This is a genomic window from Oceanobacillus picturae, from assembly GCF_000612865.1.
GTDB classification, from domain to species: Bacteria; Bacillota; Bacilli; order Bacillales; family Amphibacillaceae; genus Oceanobacillus_B; species Oceanobacillus_B jordanicus.
In genome coordinates this window covers 158,215-176,195 of the sequence record NZ_CCAX010000004.1, presented here as the reverse complement: position 1 = coordinate 176,195, position 17,981 = coordinate 158,215, and the positions used below count along the sequence as shown (strand labels likewise).

The 17,981-nt window shown below is 39.2% G+C and carries 19 protein-coding genes; 13 read left to right on the top strand and 6 right to left on the bottom strand.

The genetic code is table 11. The features are described 5' to 3' along the window. Positions 1 to 42 precede the first annotated feature (42 nt). The gene (locus tag BN988_RS17650) at positions 43 to 1,029 is read left to right on the top strand and encodes an acyltransferase family protein (RefSeq protein WP_036578563.1); all 987 of its coding nucleotides are present in this window, start codon (positions 43 to 45) and stop codon (positions 1,027 to 1,029) included. A 155-nt stretch (positions 1,030 to 1,184) separates the two neighbouring features. Here the strand turns inward: BN988_RS17650 and BN988_RS17645 are convergent, their stop codons facing one another. Continuing rightward, positions 1,185 to 2,534, bottom strand: a complete 1,350-nt coding sequence (locus BN988_RS17645) for a YjiH family protein (RefSeq protein WP_036578561.1) — start codon at positions 2,532 to 2,534, stop codon at positions 1,185 to 1,187. A 513-nt stretch (positions 2,535 to 3,047) separates the two neighbouring features. Here BN988_RS17645 and BN988_RS17640 point away from each other — a divergent pair. From BN988_RS17640 to BN988_RS17610, 8 genes are all read left to right on the top strand, one after another. Further along, the gene (locus tag BN988_RS17640; protein ID WP_231495272.1) at positions 3,048 to 4,544 is read left to right on the top strand and encodes an ABC1 kinase family protein; all 1,497 of its coding nucleotides are present in this window, start codon (positions 3,048 to 3,050) and stop codon (positions 4,542 to 4,544) included. A 14-nt stretch (positions 4,545 to 4,558) separates the two neighbouring features. Continuing rightward, positions 4,559 to 4,867: a phasin family protein gene (locus tag BN988_RS17635; RefSeq protein WP_036578557.1), complete on the top strand. Its 309-nt coding sequence runs from the start codon at positions 4,559 to 4,561 to the stop codon at positions 4,865 to 4,867. Positions 4,868 to 5,367: 500 nt separating this feature from the next. Continuing rightward, the gene (coxB, locus tag BN988_RS17630) at positions 5,368 to 6,054 is read left to right on the top strand and encodes a cytochrome c oxidase subunit II (protein ID WP_051558108.1); all 687 of its coding nucleotides are present in this window, start codon (positions 5,368 to 5,370) and stop codon (positions 6,052 to 6,054) included. A gap of 24 nt (positions 6,055 to 6,078) precedes the next feature. Next, positions 6,079 to 7,989, top strand: a complete 1,911-nt coding sequence (gene ctaD, locus BN988_RS17625) for a cytochrome c oxidase subunit I (RefSeq protein WP_081779499.1) — start codon at positions 6,079 to 6,081, stop codon at positions 7,987 to 7,989. A 1-nt stretch (position 7,990) separates the two neighbouring features. Next, a complete protein-coding gene (locus BN988_RS17620; protein WP_051558105.1) occupies positions 7,991 to 8,563 on the top strand; it encodes a cytochrome c oxidase subunit 3 in 573 nt (190 codons plus the stop codon). Positions 8,564 to 8,765: 202 nt separating this feature from the next. Further along, on the top strand, positions 8,766 to 8,900 hold the full coding sequence (locus BN988_RS19355) for a hypothetical protein (RefSeq protein ID WP_259343645.1): 135 nt from the start codon (positions 8,766 to 8,768) through the stop codon (positions 8,898 to 8,900). Between the two features lie 156 nt (positions 8,901 to 9,056). After that, on the top strand, positions 9,057 to 9,353 hold the full coding sequence (locus BN988_RS17615; protein ID WP_036578554.1) for a YwdI family protein: 297 nt from the start codon (positions 9,057 to 9,059) through the stop codon (positions 9,351 to 9,353). 18 nt (positions 9,354 to 9,371) lie between these two features. After that, positions 9,372 to 9,740: a DUF423 domain-containing protein gene (locus BN988_RS17610; RefSeq protein WP_036578553.1), complete on the top strand. Its 369-nt coding sequence runs from the start codon at positions 9,372 to 9,374 to the stop codon at positions 9,738 to 9,740. Here BN988_RS17610 and BN988_RS17605 read toward each other — a convergent pair. From BN988_RS17605 to hemQ, 3 genes are all read right to left on the bottom strand, one after another. Further along, a complete protein-coding gene (locus BN988_RS17605; RefSeq protein WP_036578551.1) occupies positions 9,735 to 9,986 on the bottom strand; it encodes a hypothetical protein in 252 nt (83 codons plus the stop codon). The genes BN988_RS17610 and BN988_RS17605 overlap by 6 nt on opposite strands. Before the next feature lie 242 nt (positions 9,987 to 10,228). Beyond that, the gene (gerQ, locus tag BN988_RS17600; RefSeq protein WP_036578549.1) at positions 10,229 to 10,702 is read right to left on the bottom strand and encodes a spore coat protein GerQ; all 474 of its coding nucleotides are present in this window, start codon (positions 10,700 to 10,702) and stop codon (positions 10,229 to 10,231) included. Between the two features lie 297 nt (positions 10,703 to 10,999). Beyond that, positions 11,000 to 11,749 carry a hydrogen peroxide-dependent heme synthase gene (gene hemQ, locus BN988_RS17595; RefSeq protein WP_036578548.1) on the bottom strand — a complete coding sequence of 250 codons (750 nt, stop codon included), beginning with the start codon at positions 11,747 to 11,749 and terminating at the stop codon, positions 11,000 to 11,002. A gap of 226 nt (positions 11,750 to 11,975) precedes the next feature. Here hemQ and pta point away from each other — a divergent pair, with 226 nt between their 5' ends. Continuing rightward, a complete protein-coding gene (gene pta / locus BN988_RS17590) occupies positions 11,976 to 12,950 on the top strand; it encodes a phosphate acetyltransferase (protein WP_036578546.1) in 975 nt (324 codons plus the stop codon). An 89-nt stretch (positions 12,951 to 13,039) separates the two neighbouring features. On the opposite strand, the gene BN988_RS17585 is transcribed toward pta, so the two are convergent. Together BN988_RS17585 and BN988_RS17580 are read right to left on the bottom strand one after the other, a co-directional pair. Continuing rightward, a complete protein-coding gene (locus tag BN988_RS17585) occupies positions 13,040 to 13,765 on the bottom strand; it encodes a DUF4181 domain-containing protein (RefSeq protein ID WP_036578544.1) in 726 nt (241 codons plus the stop codon). A gap of 223 nt (positions 13,766 to 13,988) precedes the next feature. Continuing rightward, a complete protein-coding gene (locus BN988_RS17580; RefSeq protein WP_036578542.1) occupies positions 13,989 to 14,831 on the bottom strand; it encodes a lipoate--protein ligase family protein in 843 nt (280 codons plus the stop codon). 296 nt (positions 14,832 to 15,127) lie between these two features. Between BN988_RS17580 and BN988_RS17575 the strand changes: the two genes are divergently transcribed. From BN988_RS17575 to BN988_RS17565, 3 genes are all read left to right on the top strand, one after another. Beyond that, complete coding sequence (locus BN988_RS17575; RefSeq protein WP_036578540.1) at positions 15,128 to 16,456, top strand: HD domain-containing protein; 1,329 nt, start codon at positions 15,128 to 15,130, stop codon at positions 16,454 to 16,456. Continuing rightward, on the top strand, positions 16,437 to 16,940 hold the full coding sequence (locus BN988_RS17570) for a YwgA family protein (protein WP_036578539.1): 504 nt from the start codon (positions 16,437 to 16,439) through the stop codon (positions 16,938 to 16,940). The genes BN988_RS17575 and BN988_RS17570 overlap by 20 nt, the downstream gene beginning before the upstream one ends. Positions 16,941 to 17,003: 63 nt before the next feature. Then, entirely contained in the window at positions 17,004 to 17,525 is a 522-nt protein-coding gene (locus tag BN988_RS17565) for a YwhD family protein (protein WP_036578537.1), read from the top strand. The last annotated feature ends 456 nt before the right edge of the window (positions 17,526 to 17,981 follow it).

Sequence of the window (17,981 nt, the reverse complement as noted above, 5' to 3'; positions counted from 1 at the left end):
TGAAATATGCAACCTTAATTTAACTATTAGAGGATGAGAGATATGGAAAGAAATGCTTTTTTTGATAATGCGAAGGTCGTCTTAATTTTCTTCGTTGTATTCGGCCACATGATCCAACCTTTCGTGGATGGATCAAGAGAAATGAGCACATTATATTCTTGGATTTACACCTTTCATATGCCTGCGTTCATTTTAATGTCTGGCTTTTTTGCAAAAGGCGCAGGGAACTTCAGTTATATTATAAATCTAGTTAAGAAGCTGCTCGTGCCGTACTTGATTTTTCAGGTATTGTACTCCGGCTATTACTTCTTAATAGGGAAATCAGGATGGCAGACAGATCTCTTTAGTCCCCACTGGGCGTTGTGGTTTTTGTTTAGCTTATTCAGTTGGCATCTTTTATTATATTGGTTTAAAAAACTGCCTCCATTGTTAAGTATTGCAATTGCTTTGCAAATTGGTTTAATCATTGGGTACTTTGGCGAAATTGGTCATACCTTTAGCCTGTCAAGAACCTTTGTATTCTTCCCGTTCTTCTTAATCGGTTACTTTTTGACTGAAAAGCAGATCATGCTTTTGAAACATAAAAGTGTTAAAATAGCTTCTCTTGTTATTATGAGTGCTGTTTTTGTAAGTATTTACTTTATGCCAGAGTTTAACTCAGGCTGGCTTCTTGCTTCTAAATCATATGGTGATCTAGGAATGGCGGAGTATGGTGGGCTTGCTCGCTTGCTAGTTTATATTACGGCAGCTATTATGGTCGTTAGTGTGTTGGCTTGGATTCCTAAAGCACACTATAACTGGACGAAATTAGGTGCTCGTACATTGTATGTATATCTACTGCACGGCTTTTTCATCCAGTATTTTCGTCAAGCAGACGTGTTTCAGATTAACGGACTGCATGATTTTCTCGGATTAGCGGCATTATCACTGGGGCTCGTCTTTCTACTTTCAAGTAGGCCAATTCTGGGATTATGGCAGCCAGTGATAGAAGGAAAGGCATCCATTCTAAAACAAAATCTGAAAACGTAAATTTCCTTAAAGCTAGGGAAAATGGCTTATTTATACAAAGAGTAAGCTATTTTAGTCAAATGAACGAAACAAATTCTCGATTAAAACGTATATATATGATACCCCCTTTTAATATAAAAAACAGACGGTCATTTAACGGCCGTCTGTTTTGCTGTTTAAAAGATTAGATGTGCTATTAAGATAATGACAGGTAAGGTAATGAGTGTACGGAGCAAGAAAATTACAACAAGATCCTTGAACGATACAGGAACCTTAGACCCCAATAATAATCCCCCGACCTCTGACATATAGATCAGCTGGGTAACAGATAAAGCTGCGATAATAAATCGCGTTATTTCTTCCTCAATTCCTGAAGCTAGAATTGCTGGTAAAAACATATCGGCAAAGCCAATTAATATGGTTTCAGATGCTGCAGTAGCGGATGGGACTTGCATCCACTCCAATACTGGAATAAAAGGGACACCGAGCCATGAAAAGAGCGGTGTATTTTCTGCAATAATTAATGCCGTCAACCCAAAAGCCATTACGACAGGTGCTACACCCATCCACATATCTAGGATATTCTGTAAGCCTTCTTTAATAAATCGGTAGAAGCTCGTTTCCTTTCTACCTCTATCAATCGCTTTTTTATAACCATAAGTGAAGACGTTATAGCCTTCTGGTATTTCCTCACTAACCCCGTCCGAGTCAGGATCGATATAACGATCCGCTTTTCTGGATAGTGGTGGGATACGAGGCATAATAAGTGCGGCTACAAAACCAGCAAATAAAACAGTTAAGTAAAATGGGACGAACATATGTTGAAGTCCGACTTCGCCAATTATGACAAGAGAGAAGGTAATGGATACAATCGAAAATGTTGTTCCAATCACGGCAGCTTCTCGCTTGGTGTAATTTCCTTCTTCGTACTGTTTACTTGTAAGTAGAATACCAATTGTTCCATCGCCAATCCAAGAAGCGAGGGAATCAATAGAAGCTCTTCCTGGTAACTTGAACAATGGACGCATAATCTTCGTCATCATCGTACCGACTAGTTCGAGTAACCCAAAGTTCATTAAGAGTGGAAGAAATAATCCAGCAAACAAGAAGACTGCAAACAGTACATGAAGCAGGTCATCAAGCAGCATTTTTCCAGTGTCTGCCCCATGTATAAATGATGGGCCAAGTTCGAAATACACCATCACAGCGAATATAGCTGCTATCACACGGGTAATTGTCCAAAATAAACTTACATAAAATAGCTGTTGGAAGAAGGGCGTTTTTTGTAATGCATCTTTACCGGCCAATTTAGCTATCAAGGTAAACACTGCGGTTAAGACAATAATAACCATCATGACTGCAGAAAGGCGGCCTGCAAGAGCATCTTGCACCAATCCTGCTAACAATGCAATTGGGATGGTCACCCCATCATCGGTTTTGAGCGGGAACATAAAGAGAAATACCCCAATTAAAGAGGGAATAATAAACTTAATATGATCACTAATTCTGTAATGATTTTTTTCCATATAAATACCACCTAGGTAACATAATTTTCTGATTAGGTTTCTCCTATATAGGTCTGTTTGATTTTGCAGTCATATAGTAATCACTATGTTCTTATGCATACTTTGAGACTACGAAATATAAAACTATCTAAGCATGAGACCCTTTAAGAAACACACTACTGGAGAAACTCCCTTTTGTATTATAAGCGAGTATATTAAATTCGACAAATATTTATGCGTTTTTATGTTTTTTTATAACCTCTCCTAATAGATTTTTAGCGACTTAGCAAGAGAGCATTGCTCCATCTTTTTATACCTTTTTCCTGGTAGGATAAAACCTGTTTTATTAAAGGACAAAGTAGGGTATTGATAACAGAGGTGTTTACGTTGCGAAACAAAAGAAATTACAATCTTATTTATCGTTGCAGCATTTTGGTTTGGATGGCCTGTAAGTTTCTTGTGCAAATATACTCTTTCCATTTTATACATAGTATCTGGGATGAGCGGACAAGGCAGAAATGGGACAGGTTGTTAATGAAACAAGCTAGAGAGTATCGGAAACGGGCTGTTCAGCTAGGTGGTGTGCTCATAAAAGTCGGACAGTTTCTTAGTACGAGGACCGATTTTATGCCACAAGTTTTTATTAATGAATTAAGTGGTCTAGTCGATAAAGTGCCACCCATGCCCTATTCGTATGCAAAAAGCTTACTTGAGGATGAATGGGGTACGGAAGTCGATCAAGTGGTTGACTATATTGATGAAGATTCCATCGCCTCTGCCTCTATTGGAGAAGTTTACGCTGCGACGTTAAAAGAAAATGGGGAGAAGGTAGCCATTAAGGTGCAGCGCTATCAGATAGAGAAAATCTTTCACATGGATTTTATCGCACTTCGCATCGTCTTTTGGATCCTTTCAGTATTCACTTCATTTGGAAGAAAAGCTGATCTTAAGTCGTTGTACACAGAGTTAATTACAGTCATGGATCAAGAACTTAATTTTCATCAAGAGCTAGAAAACGCACTGTACTTCCAAGACCGATTTAAACATTATCCGCACATTCATATACCAGATTATTACCGTCATTTATGTACAGAAAAGGTTCTTGTTATGGAATGGGTGGATGGCGCAAAGATAACAGATATTGCCTTTATGAATCGAAACCACATTTCGGTAGAGCAGACAGCTAAGCGGTTATTTGAATTTTACGCAGACCAGGTCCTCAACGAAGGTAGCTTTCATGCTGACCCACACGGCGGAAATATACTCCTACAGAAGGATGGGACCCTGTCTATTATTGATTTTGGTATGATCGGAACAGTGAGCAACCAAGACATCCATTATTTTAAGCAAATTATTCAAAATGTAATAATGGATGATTATGATCGCGTGATCGATGTCCTTGATGATATGAATTTTATCTTGCCTCATGCAAATCGAGCAAAGCTCAAACAAATGATTAAGCACACGGTAGAAATGTATCAAAATGGATCTTTTAAAACGCTGGATGCACATACAATGGAAAAGCTGAAAGAGGACATTCGTATCTTTATAAAGGATCAACCAATACAGCTGTCTGCAGAATATGCTTACCTTGGTAGAGCAATATCTATCGTCCTTGGGATTTTACTGGCAGTCTATCCGGATGTCGAGTTAGATAAGTGGGTAAAGCGAAAAGTCAAAAAGTGGTTTGGTGGCAGGCGGCTTATTGAGTCGATTTATAAACAGTATGCAAAGGATACAATTCAGCCAGTCTTTTCTTTTCCTAAAGCCATGTTAAATTGGCTGGAAAATGGGGAAAAGGATAGGGAATGGGACAAGAAGAAGCAGAAAATGAAGCTAAAGCATCATTTTCTGCTTGTGCTGGAGACCATGTTATTCTTTTTAGGCGTATTTAGTGGGAGTGCTAGCCTGCTTGGTTCAAATCTTGGCTCAACAGCTAGCATATTCCTCATGTGGGGTTCTATTGTCTGCTTTGCAGGATTAGGGCTTAGTATGATACGTCATTACCGATTTTTACGGTCGGAACAGTGAGGGGGGTGTTGCAAGTGAATGAAGTATTAAAAAAAGGATTTTTACTAGGAATAGGAGCAGCTGTCACAAGCAAAGAAAAGCTTGACCAGAGGTTGAAAGCGCTAGTTGATAAGAATGAACTTTCCCAAGATGAAGCAAGATCTGTCATGCAAACATACATGGACAAGGGAGAGATGAAAAAAGACGAGTGGAGCGCAAAGCAATATGAACAAACACAAAAAATGGCGAAGGACCTTGGTTTGGCAACAAAAGAAGATATCAATGAACTTCGCGCAAGAATTACAGAGCTAGAAACAAAGCTTGGGCAGAATAGCGAGCTTTAATAGAATAACAATCTCAATTTAATTAAAGGTCGAACGATTACTCATTAGAGTATGTTCGACCTTTTTTGCATGTTAGGAAAGTATAAAATTTCAGTAAGGAGGCAAAGTTGACGCAGTTGAAATTTTGAGGTTCCAAGTATAAGAAAAACGTACACATTTGCTAAAGGACGAGCGAATACGAGTTTTTCTAACGTTTTCAATCTTGTCTTTTGTGTTTAAGGGGGTGTCTTATAGGGAAATGGTTAGCGTTTATCCCAGTGCAACCGTCCGTAAGACTCCCACTTCCATACATGAAGGGAAACCGTTAGTTTTTAGTGGGAGTAAACGTACGTTAACACTTTGATTCGTTCAACTATCAATCAGTGGGGGATATTGAAAACCCCGATGATTGAAGTTTCACTTTATGCGATTGTTGTCTGTCTTGGTTCTTTGACAGAAATGACGATGTCCAGCACCAAGCGCTTTGATCAGTTCCAACTACCCAAAAAAGGATGATAGGTATGAAAAGACTTCTGGTAATGCCCTTCTTACTTCTATTAACGGGCTGTAATATAAAGGTATTAGATTCGCGAAGTGACACTGCGGATGATCAAGCTTTTTTAATCATATACAGTTTTGCCTTAATGTTGGTAGTCGTATTGGTTGTTTCCATTCTTTTTATACGATTTGTTTTTAAGTATCGTTATACGGATGAAAGAAAAGATAATATTCCACCTGATGTAAAAGGGAATAAGTGGCTGGAGACAGCTTGGGTAATCGGCCCACTCCTCTTGCTTGCAATATTAGCTGTTCCGACCATTATGATGACATACGACCAGTCACCTGTGCTATCTACGGAATCCGAACAGGAGGGAACTGCGGTGCAAGTGACAGCAGAACAATTTAACTGGACGTTTGAGCACGCAAACGGGAAAACCGAACAAAATCGTTTGGTAATACCGGAAGGGGAAACAATCCTCCTCCATCTTAAATCAGAGGATGTCATTCATTCTTTCTGGGTTCCAAGGCTTGGTGGTAAGGTGGATGTCATGCCTGATAGAGAATTAGTATATGAAATTAAGAATCCGCAAATTGGTACATATGAGGGGAAATGTGCGGAGTATTGTGGGCTGGGTCATACAAATATGAAGTTTGAGGCTGAAGTTGTTTCAGCAGACGCGTATACCAGCTATTTAAATGAAAAGTAAACTGTCAATGCAGGGGTGGTATAAATGAAATTCACTTTATTTGGGATTAATATCATGTTGCCGTCTGATGTTCTTGCAGCATGGGTTTTCACTATCCTATTAGGCGCTACTGTGGTTTTTCTTGTCTTGAAGAAGAAACGTTTAGGGCTTATATGGGAGTATATGGTGACGACCAATCATCGGAAAATCGGTATCCTATATATATTATTTGGTATTATTTATTTTTTTCGAGCTGGGTTGGATGCATTATTTATCCGCACACAGCTAGCTTTTCCTAATAATGATTTTTGGGTATTTCAAGGTGAAAAGTACAATGAGGTTTTTACAACCCACGGTACAATGATGATTTTCTTTGTAGCAATGCCTCTTCTGTTAGGTCTAATGAATACGGTCGTACCGTTGCAAATTGGGGCAAGGGATCTTGCTTTTCCATTCTTAAATACAGTAGGATTCTGGTTGTTTTTTTTCGGATCTATATTCTTTAATATTTCCTTCTTCCTTAATATGACACCAGAGATTGGCTGGACAGGCTATGCACCATTATCAACAGAGCAATTCACACCTGGTGCGGGCAGTGATTTTTACATATTTGGTTTACAGATTTCTGGGTTAGGAACGATTTTTACGGCTCTGAATTTAATTGTAACCATTGTGCGCCATCGCGCCCCGGGAATGAAAATGACTAGAATGCCATTGTTTGCCTGGACATCCTTAATTACTTCATTTTTAATTCTAATCGCTTTTACTGTACTTGCCATTGCCCTTTATCTATTAATGTTTGACCGGCTATTTGGCGCAGGCTTTTTCTCAGGGACAGAGGGAAACCCGATTTATTGGCAGCATCTGTTCTGGATATTTGGTCATCCGGAAGTCTATATTCTCGCTCTTCCGGCATTTGGTATCTTTTCTGATGTTATTTCGACCTTCTCAAGGAAAAGGGTTTTCGGTTACCCAATTATGGTGCTGTCTGTGGCATTGATCGGCTTTTTAGGGTTTATGGTATGGGCACATCATATGTTTACAGTCGGTCTCGGCCCAATGGCAAATACATTCTTTGCGATAACGACTATGTTAATTGCTGTACCAACTGGAATTAAAGTGTTCAACTGGCTATTTACCATGCGACTTGGCGTTATTCGCTTTACGACGCCGATGCTTTTTTCGCTAGGCTTTATTCCATCCTTTGTTATGGGTGGCGTAACAGGAGTGATGCTTTCCGTATCTGCAGCAGACTTTCAATTCCATGATACGCATTTTGTAGTAGCACATTTCCATTACGTCATTATCGCCTCTACCATTTTGGGGATATTTGCTGGGTTGTATTACTGGTATCCAAAAATTACAGGGTATCTCTTGGATGAAAAGCTAGGTAGATGGCATTTTTGGACTTTCTTAATTGGCTTTCATCTAACCTTCTTCCCTATGCATATCACTGGTTTGGAGGGGATGCCACGACGAGTTTACACCTATGATGATTCAGGCGGATTAGCAGAGCTTAATTTTATGAGTACCATCGGAGCATTTTTGATGGGGGTTAGCATGTTATTTGCTATTTGGAACGTGTATAAGACATATAAGGAAGGGAGAAAGGTTGGAAATGATCCATGGGATGGTCGAACACTGGAATGGAGTGTAGCTTCCCCAGCACCTGAGCATACGTTTGATCCCATGCCTGTTGTAGAAGAAATCGATTCATTTTGGTTTGCAAAGTCGGCTGGGAAGAAGTTGCCTGTAACGGATCAAGTGCGAGCAACACCTCTTGAAGTGCAATCTATTTTACCTTTTCTTATCGGATCGACACTTTTCTTTCTGTCACTGGGTCTTACTTTTTCCTGGTACTGGCTGTCTATTTTATCTGCCTTCATTTTATTTACACTGCTTGTAATACGTTCATTAAAGGATGAACGTGAAGACCATTATGGGAGGAGGAAATAGGATGAATCGTGCTGAACAAGCTTTATTTAACGATAAAAAAATGGGGTTCTTTATTTATCTAGGTGTAGAGGCAATTATGTTTGCCGTACTTTTTGCGACATATTTAATCTTCACTCCTGCCTCAAATGGTCCCCAACCATCTGAAGTCTTTGAAGTTAAAACTGTCATTCTTTCCTCCTTTTTTCTTTTATCTAGCAGTGGTACTTTATGGTTAGGGGAGCGGGCTTTAAAGAGTGAAAAGCAAACTGTCTTTTTAACAGGATTAGGAATAACGATGTTGTTTGCCATTATTTTTCTGGGCTTTGAAGTATATGAGTTTGCAAGCTTTGTAAGAGAGGGACACGGCATGGGGGTAAATGGGTTCATGTCCTCTTATTATGTGTTAGTTGGTCTCCATGCAGCCCATGTGGTGTTTGGAATTGGATGGATGGCTGTTCTGTTTGTTCAATATTTTCGACAAATACCACGAACACTTTTCACGGAAAAGCTAAGCATTTTCTCTTATTATTGGCATTTCGTTGATGTTGTTTGGGTGTTTATCATTGGAATTGTTTACTTGCCATACTTATTATAGTCGGATAGTACGTTACTAGCATATGATGGCAAAAACTGCATCTCGATAAAAGATTGTCACAATGAAACGAAAATAAAATGTCAGAAACAGTAGTTATCTGTAAATTCAGCAAATTAGTGATTTACTTGTTGCCAATACGAGGAAATCGCGATACAATAGCTTCAAGATTAAAAGTGTCATCGCTTGGGGGGAACGTAGCGAAATGGAGAGCTTTTTGCAAATATGTGAAGATACCACAAACAGTTTGGGCAGACAGCTTGAGGCTAAAGAAGAGCAGTTTTTGCAATGGGTGTATGATCGCTATGCGGCAGAACAAAAAGAAATTATAAATAATTAATATTTTTTTACATGGGACCTTGGAAATCCAAGGTTTTTTAGTTTGGGAAAAACACACCCGACCGCTTGATGTATAGACTAGCTTCGCTTTAGTTCTCTCAATGAGTAAGCTCGTGTTATAATATGCACGAATGAACCTAATGAAGGAGCGATGGTGATGGCGGTTGCAAATGAAACCATCATACAAAAGATGATGAAGGAATTACAGCAGGCGAAAGCAAATAAATATGATGATCGCATCGTGCAACAGCATGTACGAAGTGTAAGATTATTATGCGATTTATTTCTTGAAGATGAGCAGACAACGCAGTCTGAAACAACAAAGATAGATGATATTTCAACTGAGGAATTAAAGGCAATGATGGGGAAAGATGCCACAGGGAAACAATCGAACAAGCAACAAAATTTTCTTGACGATGATGAAGGGAACGGGGATTCCATCTTTGACTTTTAATAGAGAGGGGCTACAATAATGAAGTTATTTTTACTACTAGGTGTCATTAATGGGTTTTTAGCAGTCGCGCTTGGTGCTTTTGGAGCACATGGGCTTGAAGGAAGAATATCAGAGAAGGCCATAGCAACATGGGAAAAAGCAGTCACCTATCAAATGTTTCATACGATGGCATTGCTTGTAACGGGTTTGCTGATGGCTAAGTTCACAAGTGGTAGTCTTGTATGGGCAGGTTCCATGTTTTTTGCAGGAATTATTTTATTCTCTGGTAGTCTTTATATTTATTCCGTTACATCTATTAAGACGTTTGCCATGATTACGCCAATTGGTGGCGTGGCGTTTTTGATTGGCTGGGTGCTTATCGGTACAGCCGTAGCTAAATATTTATAGTTGAAAAAGCAGGTAGGTTGCAATAAGAAATATAAGGAAAGCGCGCAATGCATGCTTGGCCCCTTGAGCAGTTTGGTGAGATTGCCATTCAAGGAGTGCGGAACAACTAAAGCTGATAGCAACTAGGTACAGACTTGCTATTGTAAGAAATAGATAACCTTGAATAATGGAAATAAGACCGATGACCAGCGCAAGCGCAATGGTTAGCAGTTCGATGCGGATAATTTTTTCTAGCGGATGCCGCATGTGATCACCTCTTTGCTTGGCAGTTGAATAATATTAGGAAAAAGGATGACCTAGGGATGCAGCTTCCCGGTCATCCTTTTATTACACGTTAGGGAGTATAAAATTTCCAGCAAGGAAGCAAAGTCGACTCAGTGGAAATTTTGAAGTTCCAAGTATAAGAAAAACTTTCACTTCGCTAAAAGACGAGCGAATGTGAGTTTTTCTAAAATGTTAAAACCGTAGTCTTATCTCTGATTCTATTGTTATCTTGGTGCATAAGAGGACATGGAAGCGTTATTACCATACGGATAAGAATAATTGATCTCTTCATCAAACGTTACATAATCGAGGTAAACCATAAGTAGTAAATATCGTTTTCCTGATTGTGGGTCACTCAAAATAATGTGATCTCTTCCTGCAGCTTCAATGACTCCTCTAAAGACTTTTGCATTCCATTGACTATTTCCTTCAAAGGTCATATAGACGGTTGCCTGCTTGCCACGATTTAAACGTAGAATATTTTCAATATAAGATTCTTGTAGTGGAAGCATACCTTGCTCAGATCCTGAAGGAATTTGCTGCTGTGTCTGCTGGGCTTGTTGGGGATATTGTTGGCGTGTGTTATAGACAGGATAATATGCTGGAGAGGCCGTTGGGTAATAATAATATGGGTAACTTGGATATTGATTTCCTTGTGGTACTTGTTGGTTTTCTTGATTTTCTTGACTTTCACTCATGTAAATCCCTCCTAATAATTACTTCTATTTTCAAGGCCACATCACCGGATGACTTGTAGTCAATCCATTGCTGGCATTACAGTGTGCCTTAAAACGTCCTACATTCCATCAACTGCTGGGCGGACAGTTAGTATCCGATAGGCATTCCTCATTTCCCCAAAATCTTGGTGCAAAACTCACTATTAATAGATATGTAGGAATGTAGGCAGATATGCAAAAAGAAATAGATGTGAAAATAAAAGAATAGGGCCTGCCTGATCGACGTATCGATTTCTAAGCAGCCCCTTTTTAAACTAATTATATGGAAAGATATGTCCGAAGATGCTCTTTTGGAAGATGGTTTCCTACAAAGAATTCACCAAATTCCCCGTATTTGGAGCTCACTTCATCAAAGCGCATTTCATACACAATCTTCTTGAACTCAAGTGGTTCGTGTGCAAATAGGGTAACGCCCCACTCCCAGTCATCAAGGCCAATTGAGCCTGTAATGATCTGCTTCACTTTACCTGCATATTTACGTCCTGTCTTGCTATGCTCATAAAGCATTTTAGCTCGAACATTTTTTTCTAATGTATACCAGTTCTCATCACCTTGGCGTCTTCTATCCATTGGGTAAAAACAAATATATTCCCATTTAGGAAGGATAGGCTTAAGACGTGCTTGTGTTTCAGGTAATGTTTCTGGATCGATCCCGTCTTTAGACTCACGGTATTTAGAAAGCTCTACAACAGATACGTAAGAATGGGCTGGTAGCAAAAACTCACCCATTTTAGATTTGCTAAGCTCTGTTTCCATTTCAGAAAGCTCATCCATAGTGGGGCGAAGAAACATAAACATGAGATCAGCTTTTTGACCAAGTACTTTATATAGTACCTGACTGCCGTCTTTCGCCTCTTCTACAGCTTCCCATTTATCAAGTAATTTGTGAAGACTGTCGATTGCTTGTTTTCGTTCTTCTTCTGTAGCCAGTTTCCATGCATTCCAATCAATGGAACGTAAGTCATGCAAACTATACCAGCCATCCATGGTTTCTACTGCTTCGACCATATTTATCTCTCCTTAAATTTATAAATGTTATGTGTATGTTTTTACTATAGCATAATTAGGGAATGATATTCATGACATAGATTGTGTATTAGATGACGAATTCACCTGAAATTTGATATATTGTCATAGGTCTGTCAAAAAAGTCTCCGTCAACAGGAGCAATTTCTTTGATTTACTATGCAAATCATCTAGAATTTAACTACAAGCAATCAGGAGGTTAAGAAACATGAGTCCATTATTTGATCAATTAAAAGAAAGAATCTCTTCAAACAACAAAAGCATTGTGTTCCCAGAAGGCACAGATGAGCGAATTCTAACAGCTGCTAGCCAACTAGGAGCGGAAGGCGTATTGAAGCCCATCTTAATTGGAGAGCGCGCAACTGTGAAGCAAAAAGCAGAGGAAGCTGGGGTGGACGTGTCTACTTCTACCATTATCGACCCAAATGATTTTCCGGAATTTGATCTAATGGTGGAAACGTTTGTCGAAAGACGTAAAGGTAAAGCAACCAAAGAAGATGCACAAAAGATTCTGCTTGATGAAAATTATTTTGGTACGATGCTCGTTTATATGAACCAGGCAGATGGCCTTGTTAGTGGTGCTGCACACTCAACAGCAGATACGGTACGTCCGGCACTTCAAATCATCAAAACGAAGGAAGGCATCAAAAAAACTTCCGGTGTGTTCATTATGGTTCGCGATGACGAGAAATATGTATTCGCAGACTGTGCGATTAACATTACCCCAGACAGCCAAGACCTTGCTGAAATTGCTGTAGAGAGTGCGGAAACTGCAAAGCTATTTGACGTTGATCCACGCGTTGCAATGCTAAGTTTTTCAACAAAAGGATCAGCTAAGTCTCCCGAAACAGAAAAGGTAACAGAGGCTTTACAAGTCGCTAAGGAAAAAAATCCATCTCTTGTAATTGATGGGGAATTCCAATTTGATGCTGCATTTGTTCCAAGTGTTGCAAGCAAAAAAGCGCCTGATGCAGAGATTCAAGGGGATGCTAATGTATTTGTATTCCCAAGTCTAGAAGCAGGGAACATTGGTTACAAAATTGCTCAGCGTCTTGGTGGCATGGAAGCTGTGGGACCAATCCTTCAAGGACTGAACAAACCTGTAAATGACTTATCACGTGGTTGTAGTTCTGATGATGTGTACAAGCTAGCATTGATCACTGCAGCACAAGCAGCTGAGTAATAAATAGCTAAAATAAATAAAGCAGAACAGATTCGGAGCACCTGCTTTGAACTGTTCTGTTTTTTTATAGATAAAATAGGTTCGTAATGTTAGTATGCTGATTCTTCCCAATCCACTTCCATTTCCTCAAGCAACTCATAAATAGGATTTTCACCAACAATTTCGTAGGTTGTGTAGCCGATGTTGATCAACTTCTCACTAACATCAATATAATAAATAGGTTGATCTTGCATGTTTAAACTATAAATCTCCTCCCAGTCTACATTAACCTCTAGACTTTCGCGGACCTCTAGGGTAAACAGCGTATTAAACAAACGATTGATTAAGTTTGAATCCTCTATAGTAATCATCCGTTCATTCGACCTATCCCCGTTCCTCATATAGTTTTCAATCTCCAGTTGTTCGACCGTTCCAGGATCGAATAGTTCTTCATCTTGTACGACTTCCTCAATAGAAATAATTCGTTGTGTAATAAAAAGAATGCTGATAAAGATAATAGCAAAACCAATCATACGGACAAAATGAAAAATATATTGTTTTTCTTCTTGGGCATATTTATATTCAACAAGAGATTGGTACCCGGTATAGAATATGGAAGCGCCTATTGCTATTAACAACGTTAATTGCAAGGTAGAATAAATGAATAAAAGAGTTACAACCAGGATAAGCAAGAATAAAAAAATGCGCTTTATAATTTTTTGTTTGTGGTCGATAGGTTGTTTCTCTTCTTCGATATTGTAATGTTGTCGAATCAGATAATTCGCGAGCTGTGTTCCTAACAAAATAAAAGTGCTGAAAATGGAGATTCCAGACACGAATATTCTCCCCCCTTAAAGTGAAAGCGACTACAATTCTTTTCTCTTATCCTAACATATCAAAGACACGGATTGTGCCAAACTTTGGGAGGGAAATGTTTTTCGCCATAAGGTGAAACTTCAATTAGTGGGCGTTTTTATTCTTCCCCCACTGATTATTCGTTGCACCGGGAAAAAACCTACTTTAACCCGTTATGGCCGAAGTAGGATAGAACAATCTTATCTATTGAATTTTTTCATTGCGTTTTTGCATTTGTTTTAATCTCTTTTCAAAATGGGATATCTCTTCATCCGAGAAATCCATCGTCACAACATTCTCTGAGAAAACTGCCAATGCTTGGGTGACACGTTGCTTCATATCTTGAACCGTTAAATCGATTCCGAGTAATTCAGAAAGGGAACCCATTACACTCGGGTCGACATTTGGATAACTAAAGGAAGTCTCCTCATTCTTTTTACCAATTTTATAAAATTGCTGGATCAGTGTTGCGCGTTCCTTACTGTTTCCTTCTACATCTAAGTAAATTTGAATGGCGGCACCGTCCTTCACACGCCTTTGTGATATACCAGCAAACTTTCTGCCGTTTATGCTTAAATCATAGTCTCCAGGACAATAGGATTGTACAATCTCATAAGCTTCTATGGCGTCTGTCAGATCATGTAGCATATATTGAACAAAGCTCACCATGGCTTCATAGCAGTCTTGAATGGAGAGTTGCTTTACACCCGGAAGTATTAGGGAAATGTTTAATACCCCTTTATCTAGAGCGACAGCAAGTCCTCCCGAATTGCGGATCACGACTTGTTTTTCAGCCTGTTGAAGATATGCAATACCTTCAGCTATATAGGGTAGCTTTCCATCAGGTATCCCTAGGACAATTGTTTCATCATGTACCCATAGTCGAACAGCAGGTGGGGACTGCTCGTCGCTTACCGATAATGCCAACGCATCATCGATAGCGAAGGAGGTCATTGCAGTATATGGTTCACCATGAAAGGTTGGTTGATTAGAATGGTCAATATAACGGAATGTTTGATGTCGGATAATATCTTTCCAATTTTTCATAAGTACTCCTTTGCCGTGTAGGCTTTCTTTAAGAATTAGAAACATCTCTTTTTTATCATGCTTATCTATTATATAATAATACTATTATAGAGTGAGTTCAAAAAGGAGGATAAAAAGGACCGAGAAGTTCGAGGCAGCCTAGCTTTGAGTACCGGGCTTACACAGGATGTGTTGACTTCGACGTTCGACACAGGACGTGTCGGAATTTAGTCGAAGGTCATCAGTACCGATGTGTCATTTTTACCGGACTTTTAGAACAACTTATTAAGAATGAATAGAAACGGGTTGTAAAATATATGGCATATAAAGATGAGCAACTGATAGAAGAAAAAGTTTTTAAAGACCCTGTACATAGATATGTCCATGTGAAGGACCGGGTGATTTGGGACTTGATTGCCGCTCCAGAGTTTCAAAGACTGCGCAGAATCAAGCAGCTCGGCACAACAAATTATACCTTTCATGGCGCAGAACATAGTCGCTTCAACCATTCTCTTGGTGTTTATGAGATTGTACGAAGAATTATTTATAACTTCCAAGGGAGAGAGCATTGGAATAATGACGAGCGATTGCTATGTCTTTGTGCAGCCTTACTTCATGACTTAGGACACGGGCCTTTTTCCCATTCCTTTGAAAAAGTGTTTAAGCTTGATCACGAGGAATATACCCAAAAAATCATTTTGGGAGAAACAAAGGTTCATGAGATTCTGGAACAGGTTGAGGAAGGCTTCGCTCAGAAAGTGGCGGATGTCATTGCCAAAACGTATCAAAATAAGCTTGTCGTTAGCCTGATTTCAAGTCAGATCGATGCAGATAGAATGGATTACTTGCAACGAGATGCCTATTTTACGGGCGTAAGCTACGGCCACTTTGATATGGAACGGATTTTAAGGGTCATGCGGCCAATAGAGGATCAGGTTGTCATAAAAGCGACGGGGATGCATGCAGTAGAAGATTACATTATGAGTAGATACCAAATGTACTGGCAGGTGTACTTCCATCCTGTGACAAGAAGTGCAGAGGTTATCCTTACAAAAATTCTTCATCGTGCTAAATATCTGTATGAAACAAAGGAATTTGACTTCAAACTGAAGCCGACTCACTTTATTTCCTTTTTCACAGGTGACGTGAAATTAGATGAGTACCTAAAGCTTGATGAGGGTATCGTATCGTATTATTTCCAGCTTTGGCAGGAAGAAGATGACGAGATTTTACGTGACCTTTGTGAGCGGTTTATGAACAGAAGATTATTTAAGTATGTTGAGTTCAATCCAAATCTACAAATGGCGGAATGGATGGAGCTCTATAGGCTATTTTCTGATGCAGGAATTGATCCAGAATATTATCTTGTTGTTGATTCTTCATCTGATTTACCATATGATTTCTATCGTCCAGGAGAAGAAGAAGAACGACTGCCTATCCATTTACTTATGCCAAATGGTGATTTAAAGGAACTTTCACGCCACTCAGATATTGTGGAATCCATTTCAGGTAAAAAAAGAACCGATCATAAATTATATTTCCCGAAGGATTTACTTGAAAGTCTGCCTGACGAGGAAAAGAAAATACGGATAAAGGAAATTTTATACGGGCAAGGGGAGTTAATAGATGCTAACGAATCACGCTAAATTAATGCAGTTTTTTTCTGTAGCAAACGAGGTAACAGGCCGTAAAAAGCTTCAGAAAATGATATATATTCTGCAGAAGTGCAAACTGCCGTTTGAGGAGAAATTCCAGTTCCATTTCTATGGACCTTATTCAGAGGAATTAACATTACGTGTGGAAGAGCTTTGTAATCTGCATTTCATCCAAGAGGAAAAGGAAGATAAGAGCAATTATTATCAATATCGTTACTCTATAACAGATGACGGCCAGTCTTTCTTAGATCAATTTGCTATGGATATGCCTGATTTGGAGAATAAAATAGCGATGCTAAAAGGTAAAAGTTCTCGCTTCTTAGAACTTGTGGCGACAATGCTTTATTTTGATGATTTACCACTTGAAGAAAATATCCAGAAAGTGCATACTGTGAAGCCGAAGCAAAAATATACCGATGATGAGATAGAAGAGGCCCTTACGTTTATTGCCTCTATAAGTGATGAAAACAGTTAAGATGAAACAACGCTTTCGCTGTGCTAAAATGGGATTCAAGAGTGAAAAAGGAGGATTCCAGAAATGAGTTCTGATAACTCTTCAAACAAGAAGAAACCAAATGCTTTTACTATTATAAAGGACGATTCAACAGATGGTCATGGTGGTTATGGCGCCGGCACGATCAGTTTGGAAAATATGTCACCTGTTATTGTAGACCCTAACGAGAAGAAAGCTTATGTCGACATGGGGGCAATGCATGGACGAAGTGATATTGAACGTCGTGTTAAATTCTTGCCGAACAAGGAAGAAGTCCCGAATGGTTTACTATACTGGATTGTTTGGGTAAATGTAGAGCGTAACGAAAACGGAACCTATTATGCTGGTGTCGCAGGTAGTGAAATTAGGGTGGACCGTCCAATTAAGCGGGCATACAAATCTATGCCAGAGCACGTTACCCATATGGATAAGTCCCTAAAAGGTAAAATTATTTTAGAGCATATGGATGAAGAATCTAAAAAGCTTTTAAAGGATTTCCTAGTTGAATTTGATCCTGACATGTGGGCTAATTCTACTGATGAATTAAAAGAAGTGCTTTCGGTTTAAAGCCATAAAGTGAAACTTCAATCAGAGGGGATTTTCGTTTTTCCTCCACTGATTGTTAGCTGAACGAATCGGGGTGTTAGCGTCCGTTTACTCCCAATTAAACATCACTGTTTCACTTCATATTTGAAGTGGGAGTCTTACGGACGGTTGTTCCGGGGTAAAAGTGTCAATTTTGTGACAATGTTTAAACATTTCTAGAATAAATGTACATGGGTTTGGAGGATTTGAGTATGCGAGCGTTGACTCAAGAGCATGTCGAGCTTAGTCGATGTTCCATCCCCAGACGCTTGCGCTTTTGTACTGGAATTTGTAAAATATGTATACATGGGCTAACTCATGTATTACTAGGACAAAAAGAAGCTGATTCCAATCGGATGGGAGGAATCAGCTTCTTTTTGTCTTTTTTTAGGTCTATCAAACTCTAGGGCACGGAATGGCATAAGTTTTAGTTCGGAA

Excerpts from the sequence above, each read along its gene's own strand:
- BN988_RS17650 (WP_036578563.1), top strand. The coding sequence starts at position 43 with ATGGAAAGAAATGCTTTTTTTGATAATGCGAAGGTCGTCTTAATTTTC.
- BN988_RS17645 (WP_036578561.1), bottom strand. The coding sequence starts at position 2,534 with ATGGAAAAAAATCATTACAGAATTAGTGATCATATTAAGTTTATTATT.
- BN988_RS17640 (WP_231495272.1), top strand. The coding sequence starts at position 3,048 with ATGAAACAAGCTAGAGAGTATCGGAAACGGGCTGTTCAGCTAGGTGGT.
- coxB (WP_051558108.1), top strand. The coding sequence starts at position 5,368 with ATGAAAAGACTTCTGGTAATGCCCTTCTTACTTCTATTAACGGGCTGT.
- ctaD (WP_081779499.1), top strand. The coding sequence starts at position 6,079 with ATGAAATTCACTTTATTTGGGATTAATATCATGTTGCCGTCTGATGTT.
- BN988_RS17620 (WP_051558105.1), top strand. The coding sequence starts at position 7,991 with ATGAATCGTGCTGAACAAGCTTTATTTAACGATAAAAAAATGGGGTTC.
- BN988_RS19355 (WP_259343645.1), top strand. The coding sequence starts at position 8,766 with ATGGAGAGCTTTTTGCAAATATGTGAAGATACCACAAACAGTTTGGGC.
- BN988_RS17615 (WP_036578554.1), top strand. The coding sequence starts at position 9,057 with ATGGCGGTTGCAAATGAAACCATCATACAAAAGATGATGAAGGAATTA.
- BN988_RS17610 (WP_036578553.1), top strand. The coding sequence starts at position 9,372 with ATGAAGTTATTTTTACTACTAGGTGTCATTAATGGGTTTTTAGCAGTC.
- BN988_RS17605 (WP_036578551.1), bottom strand. The coding sequence starts at position 9,986 with ATGCGGCATCCGCTAGAAAAAATTATCCGCATCGAACTGCTAACCATT.
- gerQ (WP_036578549.1), bottom strand. The coding sequence starts at position 10,702 with ATGAGTGAAAGTCAAGAAAATCAAGAAAACCAACAAGTACCACAAGGA.
- hemQ (WP_036578548.1), bottom strand. The coding sequence starts at position 11,749 with ATGGTCGAAGCAGTAGAAACCATGGATGGCTGGTATAGTTTGCATGAC.
- pta (WP_036578546.1), top strand. The coding sequence starts at position 11,976 with ATGAGTCCATTATTTGATCAATTAAAAGAAAGAATCTCTTCAAACAAC.
- BN988_RS17580 (WP_036578542.1), bottom strand. The coding sequence starts at position 14,831 with ATGAAAAATTGGAAAGATATTATCCGACATCAAACATTCCGTTATATT.
- BN988_RS17575 (WP_036578540.1), top strand. The coding sequence starts at position 15,128 with ATGGCATATAAAGATGAGCAACTGATAGAAGAAAAAGTTTTTAAAGAC.
- BN988_RS17570 (WP_036578539.1), top strand. The coding sequence starts at position 16,437 with ATGCTAACGAATCACGCTAAATTAATGCAGTTTTTTTCTGTAGCAAAC.
- BN988_RS17565 (WP_036578537.1), top strand. The coding sequence starts at position 17,004 with ATGAGTTCTGATAACTCTTCAAACAAGAAGAAACCAAATGCTTTTACT.